The 25,752-nt window shown below is 60.6% G+C and carries 21 protein-coding genes; 4 read left to right on the top strand and 17 right to left on the bottom strand.

Features of this window, described 5'->3' with window-relative positions:
- Positions 1 to 645 precede the first annotated feature (645 nt).
- Positions 646 to 2,586: a M23 family metallopeptidase gene (locus PH552_RS11110; protein ID WP_183761396.1), complete on the top strand. Its 1,941-nt coding sequence runs from the start codon at positions 646 to 648 to the stop codon at positions 2,584 to 2,586.
- A gap of 102 nt (positions 2,587 to 2,688) precedes the next feature.
- Here the strand turns inward: PH552_RS11110 and clpB are convergent, their stop codons facing one another.
- From clpB to PH552_RS11075, 7 genes are all read right to left on the bottom strand, one after another.
- Entirely contained in the window at positions 2,689 to 5,289 is a 2,601-nt protein-coding gene (gene clpB / locus PH552_RS11105) for an ATP-dependent chaperone ClpB (protein ID WP_112341254.1), read from the bottom strand.
- Between the two features lie 317 nt (positions 5,290 to 5,606).
- A complete protein-coding gene (locus PH552_RS11100) occupies positions 5,607 to 6,305 on the bottom strand; it encodes a DUF4167 domain-containing protein (RefSeq protein ID WP_113249086.1) in 699 nt (232 codons plus the stop codon).
- 348 nt (positions 6,306 to 6,653) lie between these two features.
- Entirely contained in the window at positions 6,654 to 7,529 is an 876-nt protein-coding gene (prmC, locus tag PH552_RS11095) for a peptide chain release factor N(5)-glutamine methyltransferase (RefSeq protein WP_112341256.1), read from the bottom strand.
- The gene (gene prfA / locus PH552_RS11090) at positions 7,526 to 8,605 is read right to left on the bottom strand and encodes a peptide chain release factor 1 (protein ID WP_285165928.1); all 1,080 of its coding nucleotides are present in this window, start codon (positions 8,603 to 8,605) and stop codon (positions 7,526 to 7,528) included. Before prfA ends, prmC begins: the two co-directional genes overlap by 4 nt.
- Before the next feature lie 90 nt (positions 8,606 to 8,695).
- Positions 8,696 to 10,963: a phosphoenolpyruvate--protein phosphotransferase gene (gene ptsP / locus PH552_RS11085; protein WP_112341258.1), complete on the bottom strand. Its 2,268-nt coding sequence runs from the start codon at positions 10,961 to 10,963 to the stop codon at positions 8,696 to 8,698.
- 100 nt (positions 10,964 to 11,063) lie between these two features.
- Positions 11,064 to 12,338 (bottom strand): aspartate kinase, encoded by a 1,275-nt coding sequence (locus tag PH552_RS11080; RefSeq protein WP_112341259.1) that lies wholly within the window; start codon positions 12,336 to 12,338, stop codon positions 11,064 to 11,066.
- Positions 12,339 to 12,509: 171 nt separating this feature from the next.
- Positions 12,510 to 13,136: a hypothetical protein gene (locus PH552_RS11075; RefSeq protein ID WP_112341706.1), complete on the bottom strand. Its 627-nt coding sequence runs from the start codon at positions 13,134 to 13,136 to the stop codon at positions 12,510 to 12,512.
- A gap of 258 nt (positions 13,137 to 13,394) precedes the next feature.
- Between PH552_RS11075 and ubiG the strand changes: the two genes are divergently transcribed.
- Positions 13,395 to 14,141: a bifunctional 2-polyprenyl-6-hydroxyphenol methylase/3-demethylubiquinol 3-O-methyltransferase UbiG gene (ubiG, locus tag PH552_RS11070; RefSeq protein WP_112341260.1), complete on the top strand. Its 747-nt coding sequence runs from the start codon at positions 13,395 to 13,397 to the stop codon at positions 14,139 to 14,141.
- Positions 14,142 to 14,391: 250 nt separating this feature from the next.
- Here ubiG and PH552_RS11065 read toward each other — a convergent pair whose 3' ends face one another.
- The 4 genes from PH552_RS11065 to PH552_RS11050 form a co-directional block, all read right to left on the bottom strand.
- Positions 14,392 to 14,820: a DUF1178 family protein gene (locus PH552_RS11065; protein ID WP_112341261.1), complete on the bottom strand. Its 429-nt coding sequence runs from the start codon at positions 14,818 to 14,820 to the stop codon at positions 14,392 to 14,394.
- Positions 14,817 to 15,674 carry a carbon-nitrogen hydrolase family protein gene (locus tag PH552_RS11060; protein ID WP_112341262.1) on the bottom strand — a complete coding sequence of 286 codons (858 nt, stop codon included), beginning with the start codon at positions 15,672 to 15,674 and terminating at the stop codon, positions 14,817 to 14,819. The genes PH552_RS11065 and PH552_RS11060 overlap by 4 nt, the downstream gene beginning before the upstream one ends.
- 24 nt (positions 15,675 to 15,698) lie before the next feature.
- Positions 15,699 to 15,956 (bottom strand): glutaredoxin 3, encoded by a 258-nt coding sequence (gene grxC, locus PH552_RS11055; RefSeq protein ID WP_112341263.1) that lies wholly within the window; start codon positions 15,954 to 15,956, stop codon positions 15,699 to 15,701.
- 139 nt (positions 15,957 to 16,095) lie between these two features.
- The gene (locus tag PH552_RS11050) at positions 16,096 to 16,872 is read right to left on the bottom strand and encodes a ComF family protein (protein WP_112341264.1); all 777 of its coding nucleotides are present in this window, start codon (positions 16,870 to 16,872) and stop codon (positions 16,096 to 16,098) included.
- Positions 16,873 to 17,069: 197 nt separating this feature from the next.
- On the opposite strand from PH552_RS11050, the gene PH552_RS11045 reads away from it, so the two are divergent.
- Positions 17,070 to 17,954 carry a methyltransferase domain-containing protein gene (locus tag PH552_RS11045; RefSeq protein ID WP_112341707.1) on the top strand — a complete coding sequence of 295 codons (885 nt, stop codon included), beginning with the start codon at positions 17,070 to 17,072 and terminating at the stop codon, positions 17,952 to 17,954.
- Positions 17,955 to 17,988: 34 nt separating this feature from the next.
- Here PH552_RS11045 and PH552_RS11040 read toward each other — a convergent pair whose 3' ends face one another.
- From PH552_RS11040 to PH552_RS11015, 6 genes are all read right to left on the bottom strand, one after another.
- Entirely contained in the window at positions 17,989 to 18,171 is a 183-nt protein-coding gene (locus PH552_RS11040) for a Flp family type IVb pilin (protein WP_112341265.1), read from the bottom strand.
- Between the two features lie 176 nt (positions 18,172 to 18,347).
- The gene (locus PH552_RS11035; protein ID WP_112341266.1) at positions 18,348 to 18,665 is read right to left on the bottom strand and encodes a hypothetical protein; all 318 of its coding nucleotides are present in this window, start codon (positions 18,663 to 18,665) and stop codon (positions 18,348 to 18,350) included.
- A gap of 485 nt (positions 18,666 to 19,150) precedes the next feature.
- A complete protein-coding gene (mutT, locus tag PH552_RS11030) occupies positions 19,151 to 19,564 on the bottom strand; it encodes an 8-oxo-dGTP diphosphatase MutT (protein WP_015341287.1) in 414 nt (137 codons plus the stop codon).
- The gene (locus PH552_RS11025) at positions 19,561 to 20,340 is read right to left on the bottom strand and encodes a GNAT family N-acetyltransferase (RefSeq protein ID WP_112341267.1); all 780 of its coding nucleotides are present in this window, start codon (positions 20,338 to 20,340) and stop codon (positions 19,561 to 19,563) included. The genes mutT and PH552_RS11025 overlap by 4 nt, the downstream gene beginning before the upstream one ends.
- Before the next feature lie 10 nt (positions 20,341 to 20,350).
- Entirely contained in the window at positions 20,351 to 21,592 is a 1,242-nt protein-coding gene (gene argJ, locus PH552_RS11020; RefSeq protein WP_112341708.1) for a bifunctional glutamate N-acetyltransferase/amino-acid acetyltransferase ArgJ, read from the bottom strand.
- Positions 21,593 to 21,766: 174 nt separating this feature from the next.
- Positions 21,767 to 22,690 (bottom strand): peptidylprolyl isomerase, encoded by a 924-nt coding sequence (locus PH552_RS11015; protein WP_112341268.1) that lies wholly within the window; start codon positions 22,688 to 22,690, stop codon positions 21,767 to 21,769.
- Between the two features lie 246 nt (positions 22,691 to 22,936).
- Between PH552_RS11015 and secA the strand changes: the two genes are divergently transcribed.
- Positions 22,937 to 25,657: a preprotein translocase subunit SecA gene (secA, locus tag PH552_RS11010; RefSeq protein ID WP_112341269.1), complete on the top strand. Its 2,721-nt coding sequence runs from the start codon at positions 22,937 to 22,939 to the stop codon at positions 25,655 to 25,657.
- Positions 25,658 to 25,752 lie beyond the last annotated feature (95 nt).

Here is a 25,752-nt window from a genome sequence, read left to right as displayed (position 1 = left end):
CATCACTGCACCAAAACGAGGTGTATTCTCTTGTTCAAAACGTAACCGTCGAAGTCTCTTTCCAGAACCGAAATCTCTTCCGGTCCCGCAAGCTTCGCCGCCCACGTTTCTCTTTCTTCTCATCTTCAATTGTCAAATAACCGACCAGTAAACCCAGTCAAAAATAGCATTCCCACCAATCCCAAGCCTCAGCCCAGAACCACCAATCAGCATCGCAGCCAATCCAGGAAACACCAGAGCGAGAGACTTCGTCGCCAGCAGCGCCGCCGCCCTCGTCAGTGATCGGGCTTATAGACCCCCCAACCCGACATAGTCAACAGGCCTATTTTGAAAAAAGTCAAAAAACAAACAACTGGTTGATTCTTATGAGAGATTTATGAACATCCCTGTGGGCGCAGCAAATGCGCTCGAAAACACCCATGGATATCCCCGCGGAAGTACAGGGTCTGGCTCCGAGATGGCGAAACAGGCCACGAACCGACGCCTTTGTCCATTGGAGGGGCCGCGCCCGCCTCGGTATTTTACCGGAAACAGGATCTGCGGCGCGGCAAAAACGACCGCCCGATTTGACACTCCTGTCATAAATATGCACATCTTCGCCCCCAAGCCTAAGGCTCGCATAAAGGGAAGCGGATCTCGATTGGCATGATGACGGACAAGATGATGCTCCGATCGCTCGGTAACGAGCCGCCAATCCTGGCCGATGGCAGGCGGGCGCCGGACCGGCGCGAAGTTTCGCTGCGATGGCTTTCCGGCACCTTCCTGACTGGCCTCACCTCAAGCATCCTGATGGGTGTCGCGCTGTTTGCCGCACTCGACGGGCGCCAGCAGCTGGCCATTCCGGCGGAAGCCTACGCGACAACAGACAGCCGCGACGCTTCCGACGATCAGGTCATCCGCGGCGCCCGCCTGATTTCCACCGCGATCGCTTCGAAACCATCAGACCGCAACATCCTGGAAGTATCGACGGTCGTGCGTGACGGTGACAAGGAGGTGGTGCGCCGCCAGCCTTTCGCCCATGTGAAGATCGCGCTCGCCACAAACCGCATCGCCAGCGAGAACTATCCGCCCTTCGATCCGCTGGCGATCTTTTCCGCCGACGAGAACATACCGCCGCCGGCCAACAAAACCGGCGCGATCTACGCATCGGACGTGGAATCCGAGGTCAGCCTGAAGACGGTGCCCTTTCCCGCCAAGGATATCCCCTTCCAGCTCGCCGGCTCCATGTCGCTTGAAGAGGTCGAGGAGAATGTCCGCTCCAACGGCTCGGTTCTGGCCGATGGCAATACCCAGCTTTCAGCGCTCTATTATGTCGACCCGCGCCGTTTCGCCAATGACGATTCCGATGTCGACCTGACGGCGGGCCTTGCCGCGCGCATCGTCGAAGAGAACATGTCCGTCTCGGCGCCGGAAGCCGTGACCGCGCAGACGGAAGAATTTGCCGACGATATCATACCGGTTCGCGAAAATATGCCAATCGCCACGGCGCTGACCAATGCCGGCTACCTCAAGGCCGACGCGGACAATATCACGGCAAAGATCCAGCCGCTCTTCGGCTCAGCCAATGTTTCGGCCGGCGACGTATTGCGCATCGGCATCCTTCAGAAGGGCGAGCAGGCCAAGATCATCCGCGCCAGCCTCTATCGCGGCACGAAGCATCTTCTCACCATCGCGCAGAACGACCACGGCGATTTCGTCGCCGGCAGCGCGCCACCGATGCTGGATGCGATCATCACCGCCTTCGACAATGACGCGCCCACCCTCACGGCCGGACGCGATCTGCCGAGCGTCTATGACGGCATCTATCGCGCGGCGCTTTCCTACGGCATGACCAAGGAGATGGTCGCGCAGGTCGTCAAGCTGCTCGCCAGCAATGTCGATTTCCAGGCGCAGCTGAAGCCGACGGATTCCCTGGAAGCCTTCTTCTCGGTCGCCGACGACAAGGGGCAGGCGACGGCCGATTCCGAGCTGCTCTATGTCAATGCCAAGTTCGGCGATACGGTCACGCGCTTCTATCGCTTCGAGGATCCGACCGATCATTCGATCGACTATTTCGACGAAAGCGGCAAGAGCATCCGGCAATTCCTGCTGCGCAATCCAGTTCCCACCGGCGTCTTCAAATCCGGCTTCGGCATGCGCCGCCATCCGATCCTCGGCTTCGCGCGCATGCATACCGGCGTGGATTGGGCCGCGCCCCGCGGCACACCGATCATCGCGGCCGGCAATGGCGTCGTCGAAAAGGCGAGCTGGGATTCCAGCGGCTTCGGCAACCAGACCCTCATTCGCCATGCCAATGGCTATGTCTCCTCCTACAATCACCAGAGCGCCATCGCCAAAGGGATCGTGCCCGGCGCGAAAGTGGTGCAGGGCCAAGTGATCGGCTTTATCGGCTCGACCGGTCTCGCGACCGGCCCCCACCTGCACTACGAGCTGATCGTCAACGGCACGAAGGTCGATCCGCTGCGCATCCGCCTTCCCGGCGGCAAATCGCTGCAAGGCGATGCGCTCGCCAAATTCCAGGAAGAGCGCAAGCGCATCGATACTTTGCTGACAGACGACAAGTCGAAACAGATCGCCAGCAAATAGCCTCAGCCGCGCAGCCAATTTCATACCGATCCGTTGCCGCCATAGCCAACAGCAAAATGGCGGCCCGAAGACCGCCATTCCTATTCGTTCACCAGTTGTCGCTTAAGCCGCCTCGTGCACGGCTTGGCGCGGACGGAACAACAGCCGGTCCGAACCGCTGGTGACCTTGACGAGCGAACCATCCGGGATTTGACCCGAAAGGATCTGTTCGGCCAGCGGATCCTGGACATATTTCTGGATCACCCGCTTCAGCGGCCGCGCGCCGTAGACCGGATCGTAGCCCTTGTTGGCCAGCCAATGCCGAGCGTCGTCGTCGAGTTCGAGCGTGATCTTGCGTTCCGACAGCAGCTTCAGCAGACGTTCGAGCTGAATGTCGACGATCGCGCCCATCTCATCGCGCTTCAGGCGATGGAACAGGATGATCTCGTCGACGCGGTTCAGGAATTCGGGCCGGAAATGCGACCGGACCACATCCATGACCTGTTCACGCACCAGATCGCTGTCATCGCCCTCTTTCAGCTGGGTCAGATATTCGGCACCCAGGTTGGAGGTCATGATGATCATCGTGTTGCGGAAGTCGACCGTGCGGCCCTGCCCGTCCGTCAAACGTCCGTCATCCAGAACCTGGAGCAGAATGTTGAAGACATCGGGATGTGCCTTCTCGATCTCGTCGAACAGTACGACCTGGTATGGCCTACGGCGGACGGCTTCGGTCAGCGCGCCGCCTTCCTCATAGCCGACATAGCCGGGAGGAGCGCCGATCAGCCGCGCCACGGAGTGCTTCTCCATGTACTCCGACATGTCGATACGCACCATCGCCGTCTCGTCGTCGAAGAGGAAGCGGGCAAGCGCCTTCGTCAATTCCGTCTTGCCGACGCCGGTCGGGCCGAGGAAGATGAACGAGCCGATCGGCCGGTTCGGATCCTGCAGGCCGGCACGCGAGCGGCGAACGGCGCGAGAGACAGCCTGAACGGCATCGCCCTGGCCGACGACCCACTTTGCCAGCTCGTCTTCCATCCGCAGCAGCTTGTCGCGCTCGCCTTCCAGCATCTTGTCCACCGGGATCCCGGTCCAGCGGGAAACGACCTGGGCGATGTTGTCGGCGGTGACGACCTCCTGCACCATGGAATCACGGGCACTATCCTGCTCTTCTGCGGCGTGGAGTTCCTTTTCCAGATTGGGGATCACGCCATAAGCGAGCTCGCCTGCACGCTGGAACTCACCCTTGCGCTGGGCGATCGCCAGTTCGTTGCGGGCATCATCGAGCTGCTTCTTCAGGTCGGCGGCAAGACCCAGCTTCTGCTTTTCGGCCTGCCAGCGCGCGGTCAGCGCATCGGCTTCCTCCTCCAGCGAAGCAAGATCGCCCTCCAGCCTCTTCAGCCGGTCGGCCGAGGCCTGGTCGGTTTCCTTCTTCAGCGCCTCGCGCTCGATCTTGAGCTGGATGATGCGGCGATCGAGTTCGTCGAGCTCTTCCGGCTTGGAATCCACCTGCATGCGCAGACGCGCCGCAGCCTCGTCCATCAGGTCGATTGCCTTATCAGGCAGGAAGCGGTCGGTGATGTAGCGGTTCGACAAGGTCGCAGCGGCCACCAGCGCGGCATCTGCGATGCGCACCTTATGATGCTGCTCATACTTTTCCTTCAAGCCGCGCAGGATCGAGATCGTGTCTTCGACCGTCGGCTCCTCGACCATGACGGGCTGGAAGCGGCGGGCAAGGGCCGGATCCTTCTCGACATGCTTGCGGTATTCATCGAGCGTGGTCGCACCGACGCAATGCAGCTCGCCGCGCGCAAGCGCGGGCTTCAATAGGTTGGATGCATCCATCGCGCCGTCGGCCTTGCCGGCACCGACCAGCGTGTGCATCTCGTCGATGAACAGGATGATCTCGCCGTTCTCCGACTGCACCTCGTTAAGCACGGCCTTCAGCCGCTCTTCGAACTCGCCGCGGAACTTCGCACCGGCAATCAGCGCGCCCATATCGAGCGCCATCAGCTTCTTGTCCTTCAGCGATTCCGGCACGTCGCCATTGACGATACGCAGCGCCAGGCCTTCGACGATCGCCGTCTTGCCAACGCCGGGCTCGCCGATCAGCACGGGATTGTTCTTCGTGCGGCGAGACAGAACCTGAATCGTGCGACGAATTTCGTCGTCACGGCCGATCACGGGGTCGAGCTTGCCCTCGCGCGCTTCAGCGGTGAGATCGCGGGCATATTTCTTCAGGGAATCGAAGCCCTGCTCCGCATTGGCGGAGTCCGCCGTGCGGCCCTTGCGGATATCATTGATGACCTGATTAAGCGCAACGGGCGTAACGCCCGCATTTTTCAGCGTCATCGAGGTCGAAGCCGTAGGCTCGATCGCCAGCGCCTGCAAAAGACGCTCGACGGTGACGAAACTATCGCCGGCCTTCTTAGCGGCATCTTCAGCAGTAGCGAAAACCTTGGCGAGCGGCTGTGAGAGATAGACCTGGCCGTCGCCGCCGGAAACCTTCGGCAGCTTGGCAAGGACGGCATCATTGGCAATGCGGGCAGCCTTGGCGTCGCCGCCGGCACGCTCGATCAACGAGGCGGCCATGCCCTGGTCGTCGTCCAGAAGCACCTTGAAAACGTGCTCGGGGGCGAACTGCTGATTACCCTGCGCCAGCGCATAGGTTTGGGCGGATTGCAGGAAACCACGCACCCGCTCGGAGTATTTTTCAATATTCATATGAGACCTCCATGAATCGCTCTGCCCTGACCGGCGCAGACCGATGATTGAGATTGAGCCCCCTCAAGAGGCAGGCCCCGCCTTTCCGCCATCGAGATTTGCGGCAAGGCAACAGAAGAGAATATGGGAGGATATTTGAAGAGTTTAAAGGGTCGCGGAGTGGAAAAACCGGCCGGAATGGCTTCCCTGCTTCTGCAATTGAAGAAGCGCCGATTGGCCTCGAAAGAGAGCACCTGCCCACACAAAAAGAAATGGCGGCTTTCGCCGCCATTTCCGCATTCTCGTTTAATCAGTGCAGTGCGCTCCAGCGAAGCGACTTATTCCGAGGTCGCATCCGCCATAGCCGGAGCTTCGTTCGACCCGGTTTCACCCTGATCGCCGCCCTCGGCTGCAGCACTGCGGCGCGGCTGGCGGCGCGGACGATTGCCGCCTGCATTGCGACGACGCGGCTGGCGCTCGGTGGCGGCCACTGCCGGAGTTTCTTCCTCGATCGCCACTTCGGCAGGGATGCCTTCGATGACCGGCTGCGGGCCAGTGCCGTTGATGGCTTCCGGCTCATGGGCCGGAGCGGCGGCGGCCGCTGGAGCTGCCTGCTGCGGACGAGCCGGAGGCGGAGCCATCTGCGGCTGATCATCGATCTCGTTTGCATCGATATCGTCGATGTCACGGTCGCCCGTATCGCGATCGTTGTAATTGTGGTGATCGTCTCGCTGATAGCGCTCCTGCATCTGCGCCTGGGCGCTGGCAATGATCCGATTATAGTGTTCGGCATGCTGCAGGTAGTTTTCAGCCATAACGCGGTCGCCGGAGCTCTGGGCATCGCGAGCCAAGGCCGAGTATTTTTCGGCGATATGCTGTGCGGTTCCGCGGATCTTCACATCGGGACCAGAGCTGTCGTAAGTCCTGGTCAGCGGGTTCGAGCCCTTGCGGTTGAAATTGTTGTTGTTATTTCCGCCGCCACCGTTGTTGTTGTTACCACGCCCCCGACCGCGCTTGTTTTGCTGTCCTGGCCTCATAGATCCTTCACCTGAATTCTCTTCGTTGGGATAAAAATCATACACGACACCTGCCGCCGCGGTTCGGACACTGCCAAACCAGGGCCTGCGTGCCGCAAGCAAACTGCGCTTTGGCGCCGGTCTGCCGCTCGACTACGTCAGATTAAACTGATCACGCATTGGGTTATCTTCAACCTTTGACACTCTACCAAAGAGCGGATCCCCGAGGCTGTCCAAGATAAGCGAATCGTCTCGCCTATTCCCAGCCGCCCAACGCGTGAGCGCAACCTATATTGCTTCCTCAGGAAATCCAAGCTTTTTCTTTGCGATAACAACAGGGGTTCCACTAATCTGCTGCAAAACGTCACGTTAATGTTGAAATTCAAACACAAGAACCCGGTCGTTCCGCCCGTAGTCACGAGCCGCTTCGACAAGGGAAAATCCTGCTCCTTCAAAAATCGAAGTCACCGTTTCACGCTGATCGTAACCGATCTCCACCCCAATCATGCCATCCGGGAGCAGAAACCGCGCCGCATCCTTTGCGATAGCCCTGTATGCATCCAGCCCATCAAGGCCCCCGTCAAGGGCCGCGGGAGGATCGAAATCCTTTACTTCTGGAGCGAGAGTGGAAATGACACTGGACGCAATATAGGGCGGATTTGAGACAATCACATGAAAACATTCGTGGATGGCATCAAACCAGCTTCCATGCACGGTCTTGAACCGCGCCGCCAGGCCATTCTGCTCAGCGTTCCCGCGAGCGGTTTCCAGCGCCTCGCCAGAAATATCGGAACCAACACCGGTAGCTTTGGGGCATTCGTGAAGCAGGGCCAGGCAAATGGCTCCCGTTCCCGTTCCGATATCCAGTATATGGACATTGCCGACCTTGGATTCAAGACGCCGCAGGTATGGTAGCATCGTATCGACAAGAATTTCGGTATCGGGCCGCGGTTCGAGCGTCGCCGCCGAGAGCCGCAGGGAGAGGCCATAAAACTCCCGCTCGCCAAGAATCCGATGGACCGGCTCATGATTGAGCCGGCGGGCAATTGCCGCCCGCACCACCGCCACATCCTTCGCAGACACCGGCTCGGAACCTCGCGTCACGAGCGCGGTGGCGGCAAGATGAAGAAGGCCGCCGACAAGAATGCGCGCCTCCGTGGCGGGATCGTCGAGGTCGGCCTCGGCAAAGCGGGCACGCACCTCCTGCAGGAGTCCGGAAACGGTCGACCCCTGCCCGCCGCTCATGCCTGTTCGCCGAGTTGGGCGAGCTGGCTCGCCTGATAGTCCGCCAGCAGAGCATCGACCACCTCGTCGATCTCGCCTTCCATCATCCGGTCGAGCTTGTAGAGCGTCAGGTTGATGCGGTGATCGGTGACGCGCCCCTGCGGGAAATTATAGGTACGGATGCGTTCGGATCGGTCGCCGGAACCGACCTGGCTTTTGCGGTCGGCGGAACGCTCGCTGTCGGCGCGCTGGCGCTCCATGTCGAACAGCCGCGACCGCAGCACCTGCATCGCCTTGGCGCGGTTCTGGTGCTGCGACTTTTCCGAGCTCGTGACAACGATCCCCGAGGGAAGATGAGTGATGCGCACGGCCGAGTCGGTCGTGTTGACGTGCTGGCCGCCGGCACCGGAAGAGCGCATGGTGTCGATGCGGATATCCTCAGGCCGGATTTCGATATCGATTTCCTCGGCTTCCGGCAGTACGGCGACGGTCGCCGCAGACGTATGAATACGCCCGCTCGCCTCGGTTTCCGGCACGCGCTGCACGCGATGGACGCCGGATTCGAACTTCAGCCGGGAGAACACGCCCTTGCCGCTGATCATCGCGATGATTTCCTTGTAGCCGCCCGCTTCGCCCTCGCTGGCGGAGAGAACCTCCACCTTCCAGCCATTGGCAGCCGCGAAACGTTCATACATGCGGAAGAGATCGCCCGCGAAAAGGGCTGCCTCGGAACCGCCGGTACCGGCGCGGATTTCGAGGATCGCGCTCTTCTCGTCGGCCGCGTCCTTCGGCAGAAGCTCGATCTGGATATCCTTTTCCAGCGTCTCGATGCGCTCCTTGACCTCGGGCAGCTCCATCTCCGCAAGGTCCCGCATATCGCGGTCGACCGATTTGTCGGAGAGCATAGCCTCGAGATCGGCAGCCTCGGCGAGAGCGCGTTCATAGTCACGGATCTTGGCGACGACCGGCTGCAGTTCGGAATATTCGGAAGCAAGCTTCACATAGACATCCGCGGCCGGGCCGGCGGACATGCGCGCCTCGATCTCGCCGAAACGGCGTTCCAATTCGCGCATTTTTTCAACGGGGAGCTTCGCCACCCTCTACTCCAATTCTTCTTATTATGTCTGCTTTGATATGGTGCGCATGACCCTGTCCGGAAACCGCTTCGTGTTTTTCAGGATCGCGCGCTAAAGCGGGATATTGTGGCTCTCGGCAAAGCGCACAAGGATATCCCGCATGGAACTGGTCGGCTGCGTGTCATCGAGCGCGGTCTCCATGACCTCGGACAGCGCCTTGAGGTCGAGCCCGAGCAGCATCGCCTTGACCGGGCCGATCGAGGCAGGCGACATCGAAACCGAGCGCAAGCCGAGGCCGAGCAGGGCCATAGCCGAAATCGTCTTGCCGGCCAGCTCGCCGCACAGTGTCACCGGTGTATTGTTGCGCTCTCCGGCGCGCACGATATCGCGCAGGATGCGCAGGAACGGCCGCTCAAGCGGATCGAAACGGTCCGACACACGGGCATTGCCGCGATCCACCGCCATCGAGAACTGGAACAGGTCGTTGGAGCCGATGGAGACGAAATCGACTTCCGCCATCAGCTCATCCAGCTGCCACAGCAGCGCCGGCACTTCCAGCATGGCGCCGAACTGCAGCTTGCGCGGCAGGCCGTGTCCGAAGCGCGAAAGGTGCTGTACTTCCTTCTGCAGGAGCTCGCGCACCGCCCTGATTTCGGAAACTTCCGTAACCATCGGCACCATCATCTTCAGCTCGCTGTCGGCCGCCGCCTTCAGCATGGCCCTGAGCTGCGTGCGCAGCAGGCCTGGGCGGTCGAGCGAGAGGCGGATGGCGCGCCAGCCGAGCGCCGGGTTTTCTTCCTCATGCGCGCGAAAATAGGGAACAACCTTGTCGCCGCCGATGTCGAGCGTGCGGAAGGTAACAACGTGCCCGCCCGCCTGCTTCATCACATTGCGATAAAAGGCTTCCTGCTCCTCCGCCTTCGGCATGGTCGAGGCGATCATGAATTGCAGCTCGGTGCGGAACAGGCCAATGCCCTCTGCGCCGGATTCGGCAAGCTGCGGCAGATCCACCAGCAGGCCGGCATTCATCAAGAGCGAAATGCGCTGCCCGTCCTTGGTGACCGGCTCGACGGAGCGCAGGGCACGGAACTGCTCCTGCCGGCGGGCACGGAACCGCACCTTCTCTTCATAGGAACGCTGATGATCGGCCATCGGCCGCAGATGGACATGGCCGCCGTCGCCATCGATGATGACCGGGTCGCCGTTTTCGGCCAGCGCGACCACACCTGCGGCCTGTCCGACGACAGGAATGCCCATGGCGCGTGCGACGATGACGACATGGCTCGTCACTGCGCCCTCTTCCAGCACCAGGCCACGAATATTGGCGCGGGGATAATCGAGCAGTTCCGCCGCACCCATGGCGCGCGCGAAGATGATCGCATCGTTCGGGAAGCCCTCGGCGCTGGTGCGGCCCGAATGGCCGATGAGTTGCCGGAGCAACCGGTTCGCCAGATCCTCGAAATCGTGCATGCGCTCGCGAAGATAGGGATCGGTCAGGCGCATCATGCGCGCCTTGGTGTCGCTCTGCACCTTTTCGACGGCAGCCTCAGCGGTCAGGCCGTTGCGGACGGCTTCCTCGAGCTTGCGCACCCAGCCCTGGTCGTGCGCGAACATGCGGTAGGTTTCGAGCACCTCGCGATGCTCACCCTCCATCGAGACGTCGCGCCGCGACAGCATGTCGTCGATCGAGATACGCAGCGAGCCAAGCGCTTCGGCCAAGCGGCCGATTTCCTTGTCGGCATCGTCGTTCAGCAGATTGGTGACGACGATGCGCGGCTCGTGCAGGACGACATAGCCGAGGCCGATGCCTTCATTGTAGCTGTCGCCGTCGATGGTGACCGAGCGGGTAAGATCGAGTTCCAGGCCGGGCTTGGTGATCTTCTTCAGCTCGCCGGTCGCGATCATTTCGGCCAGCACCATGGCCGTCGTTTCGAGCGCCTCCAGCTCTTCCTCGCGATAGGTGCGGCTCGCCTTGTTCTGAACGACGAGAACGCCAAGCGACCGCCCTGTGCGCAGGATCGGCACGCCGAGGAAGGAGTGGTAGATCTCTTCGCCGGTTTCCGGCAGGTAGCGGTAGGCGGGGTGCGATTGCGCGTCCGAAAGGTTCAGCGGCTGGGCGGAGGCGGCGATCGTACCGACAAGACCCTGCCCCATCTTCAGTTGCGAAAGGTGGACCGCCTCTTTATTCAGACCCTCGGTGGCATAAAGCTCGAGGACGCCGTCCGCGCGCAGCACATAGACCGAGCAGACCTCGGCGACCATGTTGCTGGCAATCTGGCGGACGATCCGGTCAAGGCGCTCCTGCGGCTCCAGCGGCTCCGCCATCAGTTCGCGTAGCCGCTTGAGCAGAACGCGTGGACCGCCGGAAAGGTCTCTCATTGCGCCACTAGCTCCTGAATCAAGATGTCATGCCTGTCTTGCCCATGTCAGGGCCGGCCGAAACTCGCCTCCGTCACGGTCCGTTGTCAGCAGTCCTGAATCAACTCTTATCCAGACCGTAGCAGGAATGCAAAGTCCTGACTGCGAGTTCTGCGTAAGGACCGTCAATCAGGATGGAAATCTTGATTTCTGACGTCGTAATGGCCTTGATGTTGATGCCTTTTTCGGCAAGTGCCCTGAAAGCGGTCGCGGCCACGCCGGCATGCGAGCGCATGCCGATGCCGATAACCGATACCTTGACCAGACCTGATTCGCTCTGGACGACATCGTAACCGATCTTTTCCTTGTTTTCGCCAAGAACGCGCAACGCCTTCTCGACATCGCCGGACGGAACCGTGAAGGTCATGTCGGTCTTCGAACCGTCCTCCGAAATGTTCTGGACGATCATGTCGACATTGATGTGGTTTTCGGCCAGCGGCCCGAAGATCGCGGCGGAAACACCCGGCCGGTCGGCAAGACGGCGTAGCGAGATCTGAGCTTCATCCTTGGCATAGGCAATGCCGGTGACTACTTCCTGTTCCACGATTTCTTCCTCGTCACAAATCAGCGTTCCGGGCGGGTTAAGCAGATCGCCCATGCCCGGAGCATCGGGATCCTCGAAAGAAGAGCGCACGAAGGTGCGGACTTTGAACACCATGGCGAGCTCGACCGAGCGCACCTGCAGCACCTTCGCGCCGAGAGAGGCCATTTCGAGCATTTCCTCGAAGGCGATCTTCTTCAGGCGGCGTGCCTTGGGCTCGATGCGCGGATCGGTCGTATAGACCCCATCGACGTCGGTATAGATGTCGCAGCGGTCGGCCTTGACGGCGGCGGCGATCGCAACGGCCGAGGTGTCGGAACCGCCGCGACCGAGCGTCGAGAGGCGATTGTCGGGGCCGAGCCCCTGGAAGCCGGCGATGACGGCGACCTGGCCCTCACCCATGCGGCGGATGATGTCCTCGCCCTCGATCTCGAGAATACGGGCGGCGCCATGGGCGTTGTCGGTGCGGATCGGGATCTGCCAGCCCTGCCAGGAGCGGGCGTTGATGCCCATGGCCTGCAGCGCAATCGCCAGAAGGCCTGATGTGACCTGCTCGCCCGAAGCCACGACGGCATCATATTCGCGCGCATCGTAGATCGAGTGGTTGGCACCGGCGACCTTGGGCATGTTCTGGACCCAGCCGACCAGCTCGTTGGTCTTGCCGGACATGGCGGAAACGACGACGGCCACTTCATGGCCGGCATCGACCTCGCGTTTCACATGGCGTGCGACGTTCTTGATACGGTCCAGATCCGCGACGGAGGTTCCGCCGAATTTCATCACGATGCGTGCCATGTGCCTCTACCAGTACCCTGCGCCGGGCGGCCGAAATGCGGAAAGCCCGACATGCAAAATCGCCCTCCCGGTTCGGTAGCCGGAAAAGCGTGATCTCAATGGGGCCGTCTCTTAGCGAGTTTGTCGGGCGGGTGCAATAGCGGGACGCGCCCGGCGCGACAAAACTATACTTCAATAATCAACTTTTAAAGTCGACCAGAGCTTGTCGAGAATTCCGCCTTCCTTGTCGAGGTTTTCCTTATTGAGGAAGGTGGCGACGAGTATGCCGCCCTCCGGCCGGCCGGTGGCGACGATCTCATATTCCATCACATCGTCATCCGTGATGGTTTCCGCCTTCACGCCCTTCAGCACATTGCCGCTCGGGAGCGTACGCTGCGTGCTCTGCTTGGTTATCTTGGCACCACCATTGAGGCTCTCCTGCACCATCTGCTGCAGCACGACGTCGGTATTGCCAGACGGATCGAGGCCTTTATAGACCTGCACGATGATTCCGGTGCCGATCGGCGTCATCAGCGCATATTGCTGCACGCCATCGCCGAGATCCGTCTTTGCGACGGTCAATTTGCCATCGTGATCGAAGGAGAACTTGCCACCCGTGAACGTCACCGTATCACTGCGCTGCAGCTCCACCGGGACCTTGCGACCGTCCCTCATGGTGACCTCGAACGTGTCACCAGGATTGATGCCCACCACGACACCATCGATCGTCAGGCGAAACCCCTTACTGTCCCCGGCATGTGCGTGGCCGATAGCAAGGCAGCTCATGGCGATAGCCGTCGCAAGACGGAATGGTCTCATGAGAACTCCTGTATACGCCGGTCGATCGAAATCGATCCGGTTCTGAAAGTCCATTTCACAGCCCGGCGATTGATCGGCCATAAGATACCTCCATGTCAACCTCGGGATCGCAATTCGCTGCTGCCGACCGGCACTCCCCACAGGCTATCGATGGCCGCGGCCCTTGACATCGGGCATCGATCGTCCGACTTCACACGGAGAAATATTGTTGCCTGCGTTCGCCCCGACACGGGCACGGCGCAGATCACGGAGTGAACCATGAGCGAAACGGCAAAGAGCACAATCGACCAGAGCGAAGTTGACCGTTTTTCCGCCATGGCGGCCGAGTGGTGGAGCCCGACCGGCAAGTTCAAGCCGCTGCACAAGTTCAATCCGGTGCGTCTCGCCTATATCCGCGACCACGCCTGCGAGAATTTCGGCCGCGACCCGAAGGGCAGCCGGCCGCTGGAAGGCCTGCGCGTGCTCGACATCGGCTGCGGCGGCGGTCTCTTGTCGGAGCCGGTGGCGCGTATGGGTGCCACCGTCATCGGCGCCGACCCCTCGGAAAAGAACATCGGCATTGCCTCGACTCATGCGAAGGCCTCGGGCGTTCCCGTCGACTACCGCGCCGTTACCGCCGAACAGCTGGCCGAAGCCGGCGAGACCTTCGATATCGTGCTGAACATGGAAGTGGTCGAGCATGTCGCCGACGTCGACTTCTTCCTGTCGACTTGCGCAAAAATGGTGCGTCCCGGCGGCCTGATGTTCGTTGCGACCATCAACCGCACCATGAAGGCGGCGGCCCTTGCCATCTTCGCGGCGGAGAACGTGCTGCGCTGGCTGCCGCGCGGCACCCATCAATATGAAAAGCTCGTGCGTCCGGAAGAAATCGAAAAGCCGCTTGCGGCAGACGGCCTCGAGATCATCGCCCGCACCGGCGTTTTCTATTCACCGCTGCAGGACCGCTGGAATCTCTCGAAGGATATGGACGTCAACTACATGCTGCTGGCGAAGCGGGCCGCGTGAAATCGTCACGCCAGCAACACCGCGACTGCTGAAACTCTGATACCCCCCTCTGTCACTTCGTGACATCTCCCCCACAAGGGGGGAGATCGGTGACTCGGAGCGCCCTCTTCACTACAAACGAACATCGAGCCTTCTGAAATCACGGCCTATTGCTTTTGATAGACGCGCGGCAAACTCCCAACAATCTCCCCCCTCGTGGGGGAGATGTCCCGATAGGGACAGAGGGGGTGCAGGCTCTCCACCCCCGGCATCAGTTGACGTCGTCGGGCAATATGGGGATGGCGGCGATCTCGATGCCCTCCTCGACGAGTGCCTGTGCCTCGTCCGGCGTCGCCTTGCCGATGATCCCGCGCGCATCCGCTTCGCCATAATGAATCTTGCGGGCTTCCTCCGGAAATTTCGTACCGACGTCTTCGGCATTGGCCTTGATGGTGTCTATCGCTTCCTTGAGCTTTGCCATCGCCTGCTTGCGGGCAGTATCCATGGCAAGCGTCTGCATCTCATCCTTCTTGCGCGCCGTCGAAACCGAAGGCGCCATCAGGAGTTTGGAGATCGCGCCGGAATTGCAGACCGGACAGGTGAGAAAGCCGCTTGCAACCTGGCGGTCGAAATCGGCGCTTTCGGAAAACCAGCCCTCGAACTCATGGGCATTGTCACAGCTAAGCGAATAACGGATCAAGCAGCGACGCCTCCAGACGCCGGCGTCGCGATCTTCTCCAGCGAGAACTCACGCGCATTCTTCAGGTTCGGTATCTTGTCATGAGCTGATTTGACGGCAGCGATGTCGATCTCGGCGATGATGACGGCCTCGCCGGTACCGCCGGCCGACGCCAGTACGTTGCCCCAGGGATCGATGATCATCGAATGGCCGAAGGTCTCGCGGCCGTCCTCGTGCTTGCCGGCCTGAGCGGCGGCGATGACGAACATGCCGTTTTCGATGGCGCGGGCGCGCAGCAGAATTTCCCAGTGCGCCTCGCCGGTCTGCTTGGTGAAGGCGGCAGGCACCGTCATCACCTCGGCGCCGGCAACGGCCTGGGCGCGGAAAAGCTGCGGAAAGCGCACGTCGTAGCAGATGGAAAAGCCGAGTTCGGCAAAGGGCAGCGATGCGATGCGGGCTTCCGAGCCCGGCCGATAGACGGCGCTTTCGCGCCAGCTCTCGCCATTATCGAGGTCCACGTCGAACATATGGATCTTGTCGTAGCGATTGATGAGCCTGCCGTCAGGACCGAAGAGGAAGCCGCGATTGGCGATCTTGCCGTCATCGAGCGCAATGGCGGTCGAACCGATATGCAGGTATATGCCGAGCTCTTTTGCCAGCTCAGACGCCGTCTTGACGATGATATCGTTCGGCTCGTCACGCAGCACGGCGCGCAGGCCGGGCCGATCCTTCTGCACGGCACCGGTCATCTCCGGCGTCTGCACATAGATGGCGCCCTGCGAGGCGGCGTCACGCACCAGGCGCGCCATGTCGGCTGCGTTCTTCACCGGATCGACACCGGAACACATCTGGATGGCGGCAGCCTTGAAGCTCATCGGTTTCTCCCTCGTCAATATGGATCAGGCAGCCAGCATCGGATCGAGCTTGCCGGCCCGGTCGAGCGCATGGATATCGTCGCAACCGCCGACATGCTGGCCATTGATGAAGATCTGCGGGAACGTCGCGCGGCCGTTCGCCTTGGCGATCATTTCCTGCCGCAGCTCTGGCGAATAGGTGGCATTGTGCTCGACATAGTCGACGCCTTTGGATTCGAGCAAGGATTTCGCACGGGCGCAATAGCCGCAGAATTCACGCGTATAGATAACGACGGATGCCATGATCCACTCCGGAAAAGCCTAAATCAGAGCATGATGCCGAAAAGTGTCAGCGGTTTTCGGATGACATCATGCTCTACTTATTTGATTCTAGAGCGGATGATTTTAGGTCGTTTCGACCTAAAATCATCCGCCTCTAGTGTCATATAAGATGGCCGACGACCCTTGCAAAGGTCAAAACACTGACATCGGCCGCACCCGCTTTCTTCAGCGCGCGCGTGGCCGCGGCAACCGTGGCGCCGGTGGTATAGACATCGTCGACGAGAACGATGCGACGCCCGAATATCTCGGCAGCCCGATGCTCGGAGACGGCGAAGGCGCCGCGCACATTATCCTGTCGCGCCTTGGCCCCGAGACCGACCTGCTGGCTCGTGCGTTTGACGCGCATGAGCGTTGCTGCGAGCAGCGGCTTGCCCGAAAGGCGTGCGATATGCCGGGCAAGTTCGGCGGCCTGATTATACTTGCGCGCAAACAGCCGCGCCCGGTGCAGCGGCACAGGAATGATCGCATCGCAGGCGGCGACCGATCCGTCGCTGGCACGCAGCATCCAGCCGGCCATCATCGGCGCGAGATCGGTACGATCACGATATTTCAGGCTGAGAACGAGATCGCGCACGATACCGTCGTGAACGGCAGCGGAACGCAGACGGTCGAAGACAGGCGGATCGGCAATCGCCTCGGCACTCAGAATGCCGGCACCAAGATCATGGGAAAACGGACTGCCGAGGACTTCGCAATAAGGCCGCTCGATGAAGCGAATACCGGACCAGCATGCCGGACAAAGACCGCGATGCGCCCCGACCGAGACTCCGCAACCCGGACAGGCGGGCGGATAGACGAGATCGGCGAGCGCCACAAAGGGCGTTTTCAGCCCGGCACCCAGCATCGAAAAGGTGATTTCGCGTCCCATCATCCCCATATGATTGAGAGTAGCAATTCCAGGAAAAGTGTATAGCCGTTTTCCGTCTGGGATTGCGCAAGAATAAAGGCTGGAGAGGAATTCAGCGATTCCACGAAGCGCTTAACTCCGCTCTAGCTTTTTCCCGCAGGCTTTGCGAAGGAAAACGCGCGTGCCCGGCACGCCCCGCCGAATTGATGATATCGCAGGAAACCGCCATGGAAATCGTGTTCGACCAATCACTGCTTTCGGCCCGCAAGCGCCGGGCACTGAGACAGGGGGACGAGAAGGCAGCCTTCCTGCTTGATATCGCCGCCGGCGAATTGGCTGAACGACTTGCCGTGACCGAACGCCACTTCGACGAGGCAATCGAATTGCACGGCGCGACCGGCATTGCCGCGCGCCTGGCTCTGGCGACCGGCAAGATTGGTCATCTGAAAAGGATCGAAAACGAGCCTGGGTTTGCCGCCCCCGGCGAGACACTGATCGAGGCCCCGCTGGAAGAACTGCCGTCGGAGGCTGAGTCTGTAAACCTCGTGCTTTCGCCGCTCAGCCTGCATGTCACCAACGACACGCCCGGCGTCTTCATCCAGATCCGCCGCGCGCTGAAGGCCGACGGCCTCTTCCTGGCGGCGATCCCCGGTTCCGGCACCCTGCAGGAGCTGCGCGAGGTCTTGCTTGCGACCGAGATCGAGCTGACGGGCGGCGCAAGCCCGCGCGTCATCCCCTTTGCCGACGTCCGCGATGTCGGCGGCTTGTTGCAGCGTGCCGGCTTCAGCCTGCCCGTCATCGACGCCGAAAACTACACAGTGCGCTACGATAATCTCTTTGCCCTGATGCGCGACTTGCGCGCCATGGGCATGACCAATCCGCTGGTCGACCGCAGCCGCAAACCGCTGACGCGCGCCTTCTTCCTGCGTGCGGCCGAGCTCTATGCCGAACGCTATTCCGATCCGGACGGCCGGATCAGGGCAACATTCTCCATCATCTACGTCTCAGGCTGGACGCCGCACGAAAGCCAGCAGAAGCCACTGCGGCCGGGTTCCGCCAAGGCGCGCCTGGCGGATGCGCTCAAGGTGGAAGAGCACAAGTTGAAGCAATAGCCGGCAATACTGGCCGGCCCCGTCGATGGCTAACTCAGTTTCCCGATGCGGCCGAGTTCTGCATCGTATTGGAGAGCGTGTTGAACACGCTCGAGAGGCTGCCGCCGAAAGCGCCGACGCCACTGATGATCGCCGCCGACATCAGTGCGGCAATCAAACCATATTCGATGACCGTCGCACCGGTCTTGTCATTGAAAATACGCCATACGGAACGCATAAGCTCAGGGCTCCCAGCATTGGACAACAGATGAATCCGATGCTCGTCATGGCATCCGGCAGGCTATGCTCATGCATGAGAGCATTTCCGCTTGTCTTCGAATCGCGAAAACGCCCTATCCTTTTCCCTCACGCATTCCGGACGGAAAAGCGCTGCGCGCATTTCCTGGAGATGCTCTACTGGCAGCCGCTGTCGGCGCCATAACCCTGGACGATGCAGACCGAGCCCGGTTCCTGCTGCAATACGCTGCGGCGGATCGTATAACGCTTGCCGTTTTCCGTCTGCGGGATCGATCCAGTGGTAACATTGTCGATATCAGGCGCGCTTGCAAGCACGCGTGACTTCGATTTGTCGGAGAGCATCGGCGTGAGGATGAGCGAAAGCGCAACCGCCGCTGTCCCGAACAGCAGAGCGATATTCAACGCGCCCGTCTTGCGCGACGCGGAATAGGACTGCTCTTTTTCCTGAACAGCTTTCCAGAAATCGTCGTCCATTATGTCAAGCCTTCTTTAACGCACCCAACAATCGCTTGATTGAGAGAATTCAATGCCAGAAGGTCATAAACGATCCCTTAATATCCACATGCAAACTAAAGAGACGTAAAATTCCGAAACACTGCCTGATTCGGCCTAGAAGGCTGATATTACATGGCTAATTTTCGTTAACCATGTTTGCGATGTATCGTCTCCCAACGCAGCAAATGTGCACTGCAAAAATTCCAGAAGGATGGATTCTGCGGCGCCGTGATTTTTACTTTTGGGTTGATGCTCGAGCATCTGGAGGCGATCCGCCGGAACTCAACCGAACAGTCGGAAATGCTGACGGAGCTGCTACGAAGAACACCGCAAACGGATTCGTCCCGTCGTGAGTCCATGGCGCAAAGCCTCGATCAACTCACGAAATCGAACTTCCGCTTCAAGGACATCTGACCCGATAGCAATTCCAGCCAGCCAAGTACCGAACCTGGGCCTGGGTCCTCTTAAAGCAGATCCTGCAGGAAAGGGATCAGCGGTTCGTCGGCGGGAGGCATCGGGTAATCGCGCAGGGCCTGCGGCCGCACCCATTTGATCGCCTGTCCTTCCCGGCCATGCGGGATTCCCTCGTAGCGCCGGCAGATATAAAGAGGCATCAGCAGATGGAAGGTTTCGTAGGTATGGCTGGCGAAGGTCAGCGGCGCGAGGCAGGCGATCTTCGTCTGGATACCGAGCTCTTCCTGAAGCTCCCGCACCAGCGTCTCCTCCGGCGTCTCGCCGGCTTCGACCTTGCCGCCGGGAAACTCCCAGAGACCGGCGAGCGACTTGCCTTCGGGGCGCTGCGCCAGAAGAATCCGACCATCAGCATCGATCAGCGCGCAGGCGGCAACGAGAACGATCTTGCGGCCTGCCTCGCTCATGCGTCCCCCGGCGGTTGCCAATAGCAATAACGATAGGCCTCGCGGAAGCCGAAGCGGACATAGAGCGCCAGGGCCGGCGCGTTGTCGGCACCGACCTGAAGCCAGGCGGTCTTGGCACTGCGCATGCGCGCCCAGCGCAACGCCGATGTCAGGATCTCGACGCCCAGGCCCTTGCGCCGATGCTGCGGCGACACCGCAACCGACATGACGCCGGCAAGATCATTGTCCTGCACGCAAAGCGTCGTTGCCAATGGCCCGACCTCGGCATCCTCGATGACGAAGAGACCCGAGGGCGGCTTGATGTTGCTTACTACCTCGGCCAACGCCGGCTTCAAAGCCGGATCGGCTTCATCGACAACGAGGCTTGCATCGACAAAACGGCCGACATCGTGGCTGGGAAGATGATCCAGCATATCCGGCAGCTCGAGATCGACCAGATCGGCGGTCATGACGATGGTCTCGTCGAAGCGCGTCCAGCCACGCTCCCGCAGAAGGTCTATAAGCTTCGGCGAGGCGAGCGGCGTCTCGCGCACGACCATCGGCCGGCCATAGGCCTCGAACTTGCGCTGCGCCTTCGCCAGACGGATTTCGAGATCGCGATGATCCGAAGGATCGAGCGGCACGACCGAATTCAGCCGCTTCGACGGGTGGCCGGCCGTCAAGCGCACCTGCCAGCTGCCGTCATACTGCACCGACGATGCCGGCCAGGCCCGGAAGCCGACGGCTTCGAGCCTGCGCACCAAAGGCAGCTTGTTTATCGTGGACTGCGCATGCATCGGCTAAATATCAGCTCCGGTAGTCGCCATTGATGGCAACATATTCCTTCGTCAGGTCGCAGGTCCAGACCGTTGCGCGACCATTGCCGAGGCCGAGATCGACCTTCACGGGAATATCCTGCTGCTTCATGACATTCGAGGCGGCGTCCTCGGAATAGGAGGGATCACGCTCACCATTGACGGCGACGCGGACATCGCCGAACCAGATGGCAAGCTTGTCGCGATCCGCCATTTCGCCCGCCTTGCCGACAGCCATGACGACACGGCCCCAATTAGCATCCTCGCCGGCGGCCGCGGTCTTGACCAGCGGCGAATTGGCGATCGAAAGCGCAATACGCTTGGCAGCGGCGTCATTTTCGGCGCCAGTCACCGTAATTTCGAGCATCTTGGTCGCGCCTTCGCCGTCGCGAACGACCTGGATAGCAAGATCCTTGAGCAGCTCGTTAAGGGCTGCGCGGAAGGCTGCAAGCTTCGGATCGTCGGCACGATCGATATGCGCCTGCCCGTCAGCCGCGGCAGCGCCAGTGGCAAACAGCATCAGCGTGTCCGAGGTCGAGGTATCGCTATCGACGGTCATGGAGTTGAAACTCGGGCCGACGCCGTCGGACAGCAGCGTCTGCAGCGCGGCAGAGGAAATATCGGCATCGGTGACGACGAAGGAGAGCATCGTTGCCATGTCGGGCGCGATCATACCCGCACCCTTGGCGATGCCGTTGATCGTGACCTTGACCCCGCCGATCTCGGCGGTGCGGGTCGCGACCTTCGGATAGGTATCCGTGGTCATGATTGCCTTGGCGGCCTCGAACCAGAAATCGCTTGTCGCATCCTTCGCCATCGTGTCGAGCACGCCGGCGAACTTGCTGGCGTCGAGAGGCTCGCCGATAACGCCAGTCGAGGCGAGATAGACTTCGTTTTCACCGCAGCCGACGGCCGCCGCCGCGGACTTGGCGGTCAGTTCCGTCGCCTGGCGGCCCTTGAGGCCGGTGAAGGCATTGGCATTGCCGGAATTGACGACGACGGCACGCGCGCTGCCATGCGCGAGGTTCTGGCGGCAGAAATCGACCGGAGCCGAAGGGCACTTCGAACGGGTGAAGACACCGGCGACGGCGGCCGGCTTGTCGAAAACCATCAGCAGGACGTCGGTCCGGTTCTTGTACTTGATGCCGGCGGACGCCGTGGTCATGCGCACGCCGCGAAGCGCAGGCATGGACGTAAAGGATTTGGGAGCGAGCGGAGAGACGGAACCGGACATGAGACCCACCTGAAAGAGCATGATGCCGAAAAGTGTAGGCGGTTTTCGGACGACATCATGCTCTATTTTTTGATTCTGGAGCGGATTCAGATTTTAGGTCGATGCGACCTAAAATCATCCGGCTCCAGTAAAGGGCCCGGAAAAACCGGGCCCTGATGGTTTGACTGCTGTGACTTACTGCTGCGGCTGAGCGTCGGGCGCTGCCGCACCATCTGCAGGAGCGACGGCGTCATCGGCCGGGGCTGCGTCCTGCTGCTTCTGCGCATCGTCATAGGCCTTGCTGAGGGCCGGGTCGTTGATGACGACCTTCGTGTCCGTCTTGGCCTTGTTCAGGAGCTCAAGATACTTGTCGCGCATGACGAGCTGACGAACCTGGTCCTTGACCTGGTCGAACGGCGGCGGCGGAGCATTGCGCTTGTCTTCGACCTTGATGATATGCCAGCCGAAATCGGTCTTGACCGGCGTCTTGGTGTAGGTGCCGACCGGAAGAGCGAAAGCCGCATCCTCGAATTCCTTGACCATACGGCCATGGCCGAAATAGCCGAGATCGCCGCCGTCGGCCTTGTTCGGGTCGGTCGACTTTTCCTTGGCCAGTTCGGCGAAATCCTTGCCGGCGTCGAGTTCCTTGATGATTGCCTTGGCCTCGTCCTCGGTCTTTACGAGGATGTGGCGGGCATGAACTTCTTCCTGCTTCGGCAGGGCTGCGACTTCCTTGTCGTAGCGGGCCTTGACTTCGTCATCCGTGATCTTGTCGGCGACATGCGCCTTGAAGAAGGCATTGTGCAGCTCGCGGTCGCGCAGATAGGCCATGTGGGCCTGGAAGTCCGGCGTCTGGTCGAGCTTTTCGGTGGCGGCCTGCTGCGACAGCAGCTTCACGTCGATCGAAGCCGAAAGCGCTGCCACCTTCTTCTGGTCGTCCGGAAGCTGGCCGAGTTGCGGATCGAGGTTGGCGATCGCCAGGTTGAGTTCGGACTGATGGATTTCGACATCGCCGACCTTGGCGACAACGGGGTCCTTGGCATCGGCTGCGAAGACCGGAGCCTGGAAGGTAACGATTGTTGCGAAAGCAACCGCAGCAAGCTTGTTATACTTCAACATAAAATAACCCTTCGGTGATCTCGACCGGCTCGACAGATGTGATTCCGGCGTGAAAAAGCCTTCAGCAGGAGAATGTGGCCTTTCTGTATCGGCCAAATCCCGTTGACATCAATCGACCCCCCTCTTATCTGTCACGCAACCTCGCGTCCAGAACAGTTTCCGGCCGTTTTGTGCTATACTCCCGTTTTTTTCGGGATCGGATAAAGCAGGAAACGGCCGGATGAAATCTCAGAAAGGACCAGTCACATGGTCAGCCTAGGTGGAATTGCCCGCAAGTTGTTCGGCTCGTCCAACGACCGCAGGGTCAAATCGTTCCAGCCGCAAGTAGCCGCAATCAATGCGCTCGAGCAGGAGATGCGAGCGCTGTCCGATGAAGCTCTGGCCGCAAAGACGGTTGAGTTCCGCCAGCAGCTCGCAGACGGCAAGACGCTCGACGATCTTCTCGTACCCGCCTTCGCCGTTGCCCGCGAAGCGTCGCGCCGTGTTCTTGGCATGCGACCTTTCGACGTGCAGCTTATCGGCGGCATGATCCTTCATTCCAACGCCATCGCCGAAATGAAGACCGGTGAAGGCAAGACCCTCGTCGCGACATTGCCGGTCTATCTGAACGCGCTGGCCGGCAAGGGCGTGCACGTCGTCACGGTCAACGACTACCTGGCACAGCGCGACAGCGGCACCATGGGCCGTCTCTACGGATTCCTCGGCCTGACCACGGGCGTCATCATTCACGGCCTGTCGGACGAAGAGCGCCACGCAGCCTATGCCTGCGACATCACCTACGGCACCAACAACGAGCTCGGCTTCGACTATCTGCGCGACAATATGAAGTATGAACGCGCGCAGATGGTACAGCGCGGCCATAGTTTTGCGATCGTGGACGAAGTGGACTCGATCCTCATCGACGAAGCGCGCACGCCGCTGATCATTTCCGGCCCGCTCGACGACCGTTCCGATCTCTACAACGCGATCGACGCCTTCATTCCGCGCCTGTCGAAGGATGATTACGAGATCGACGAAAAGCAGCGCTCCGCCAACTTCTCCGAAGACGGCACCGAGAAGCTGGAAAACATGCTGCGCGAAGCCGGCCTGTTGAAGGGTGAATCGCTCTACGACATCGAAAACGTCGCGATCGTCCACCACATCAACAACGCGCTCAAGGCGCACAAGCTGTTCCAGCGCGACAAGGACTATATCGTCCGTAACGGCGAAGTCGTCATCATCGACGAATTCACCGGCCGCATGATGCCGGGCCGCCGCTATTCCGACGGCCAGCATCAGGCCCTGGAAGCCAAGGAGCATGTGCAGATCCAGCCGGAAAACCAGACGCTGGCGCAGATCACCTTCCAGAACTATTTCCGCATGTACGACAAGCTTGCCGGCATGACCGGCACGGCATCGACGGAAGCGGAAGAATTCGGCAACATCTACGGCCTCGACGTCATCGAAGTGCCGACCAATCTGCCGATCCAGCGTATCGACGAGGACGACGAGGTCTATCGTACGCATACCGAGAAGTATAACGCCATCATCAACGAGATCCTCGATGCGCATAAGCGCGGCCAGCCGGTCCTGGTCGGCACGACATCGATCGAGAAGTCCGAACTTCTCGCCGATCTCATGCGCAAGCGCGGCTTCTCCAATTTCCAGGTGCTGAACGCTCGCTATCACGAGCAGGAAGCCTATATCGTCGCCCAGGCCGGCGTTCCCGGCACGGTGACGATCGCCACCAACATGGCTGGCCGCGGTACCGACATCCAGCTCGGCGGCAACCTCGAAATGCGTGTCGAACGCGACCTGCACGAGATGGAGCCAGGTCCCGAGCGCGATGCGGCCATTGCCAGGATCGCCGAGGAAATCAAGGAGTTGAAGCAGCAGGCGCTTGCCGCCGGCGGTCTCTACGTCATCGCCAGCGAGCGCCATGAAAGTCGGCGCATCGATAACCAGCTTCGCGGCCGTTCCGGCCGTCAGGGCGACCCGGGCCGCTCGAAGTTCTACCTGTCGCTCCAGGACGATCTGATGCGCATCTTCGGCTCCGACCGTATGGACGGCATGCTGCAGAAGCTGGGCCTCAAGGAAGGCGAAGCCATCGTCCATCCCTGGATCAACAAGGCACTCGAACGCGCCCAGAAGAAGGTTGAAGCCCGCAACTTCGATATCCGCAAGAACGTTCTGAAATACGACGATGTGCTGAACGACCAGCGCAAGGTCATCTTCGAGCAGCGCGTCGAGCTGATGGAAGCCAAGGACCTGTCCGAAACCGTGGGCGACATGCGCCATGAGGTCATCGAGGATCTGGTCTCAAGACATATTCCCGAGCGCGCCTATGCCGAACAGTGGGATGCCGACGGGCTGAAGACGGCGGTCGCCAACTTCTTCGATCTCGACCTGCCCATTCATGACTGGGTCAAGGAAGAGGGCATCGCCGAAGACGATATCCGCGCGCGCCTGACGGAAGCAGCCGACAAGGCGGCGGCCGAAAAGGCCGAGCGCTTCGGGCCTGAGATCATGACCTATGTCGAGCGCTCCATCGTGCTGCAGACGCTGGACAATCTCTGGCGCGAGCATATCGTCAATCTCGACCATCTGCGTTCGGTCATCGGCTTCCGAGGCTACGCCCAGCGCGACCCGCTGCAGGAATACAAGGCCGAAGCTTTCGAGCTGTTCCAGGCACTCTTGAACAATCTGCGCCAGGCCGTGACAGCCCAGCTCTCGCGCGTCGAACTCGTGCAGCAGCCGGCCGAGCCAGAGACGCCGCCGATGCAGGCCCGCCACATCGACGCGACGACGGGCGAGGACGAATTCTCACCCTTCGCTCTCGCAAATGAAAGCGCGGTAGCACCGGAAAACCGTGACCCGCGCAACCCGGCAACCTGGGGCCGCGTCGGCCGCAACGAGGCATGCCCCTGCGGCTCCGGCAAGAAGTATAAGCACTGCCACGGCGCCTTCGAAAGCAGCGAAGTCGTCTGAACCTTATCGGTTGATGGCAATGAACAAGATGCCGCCTTTGGGCGGCATTTTTGTTTGCGGGGCCCTCGGAACAGCGCCAGCTGACAGGTGGAGTC

This window comes from Rhizobium aureum (genome assembly GCF_030182495.1).
GTDB lineage: Bacteria > Pseudomonadota > Alphaproteobacteria > Rhizobiales > Rhizobiaceae > Rhizobium > Rhizobium tropici_C.
This window is presented reverse-complemented; position numbering and strand designations above follow the sequence as displayed.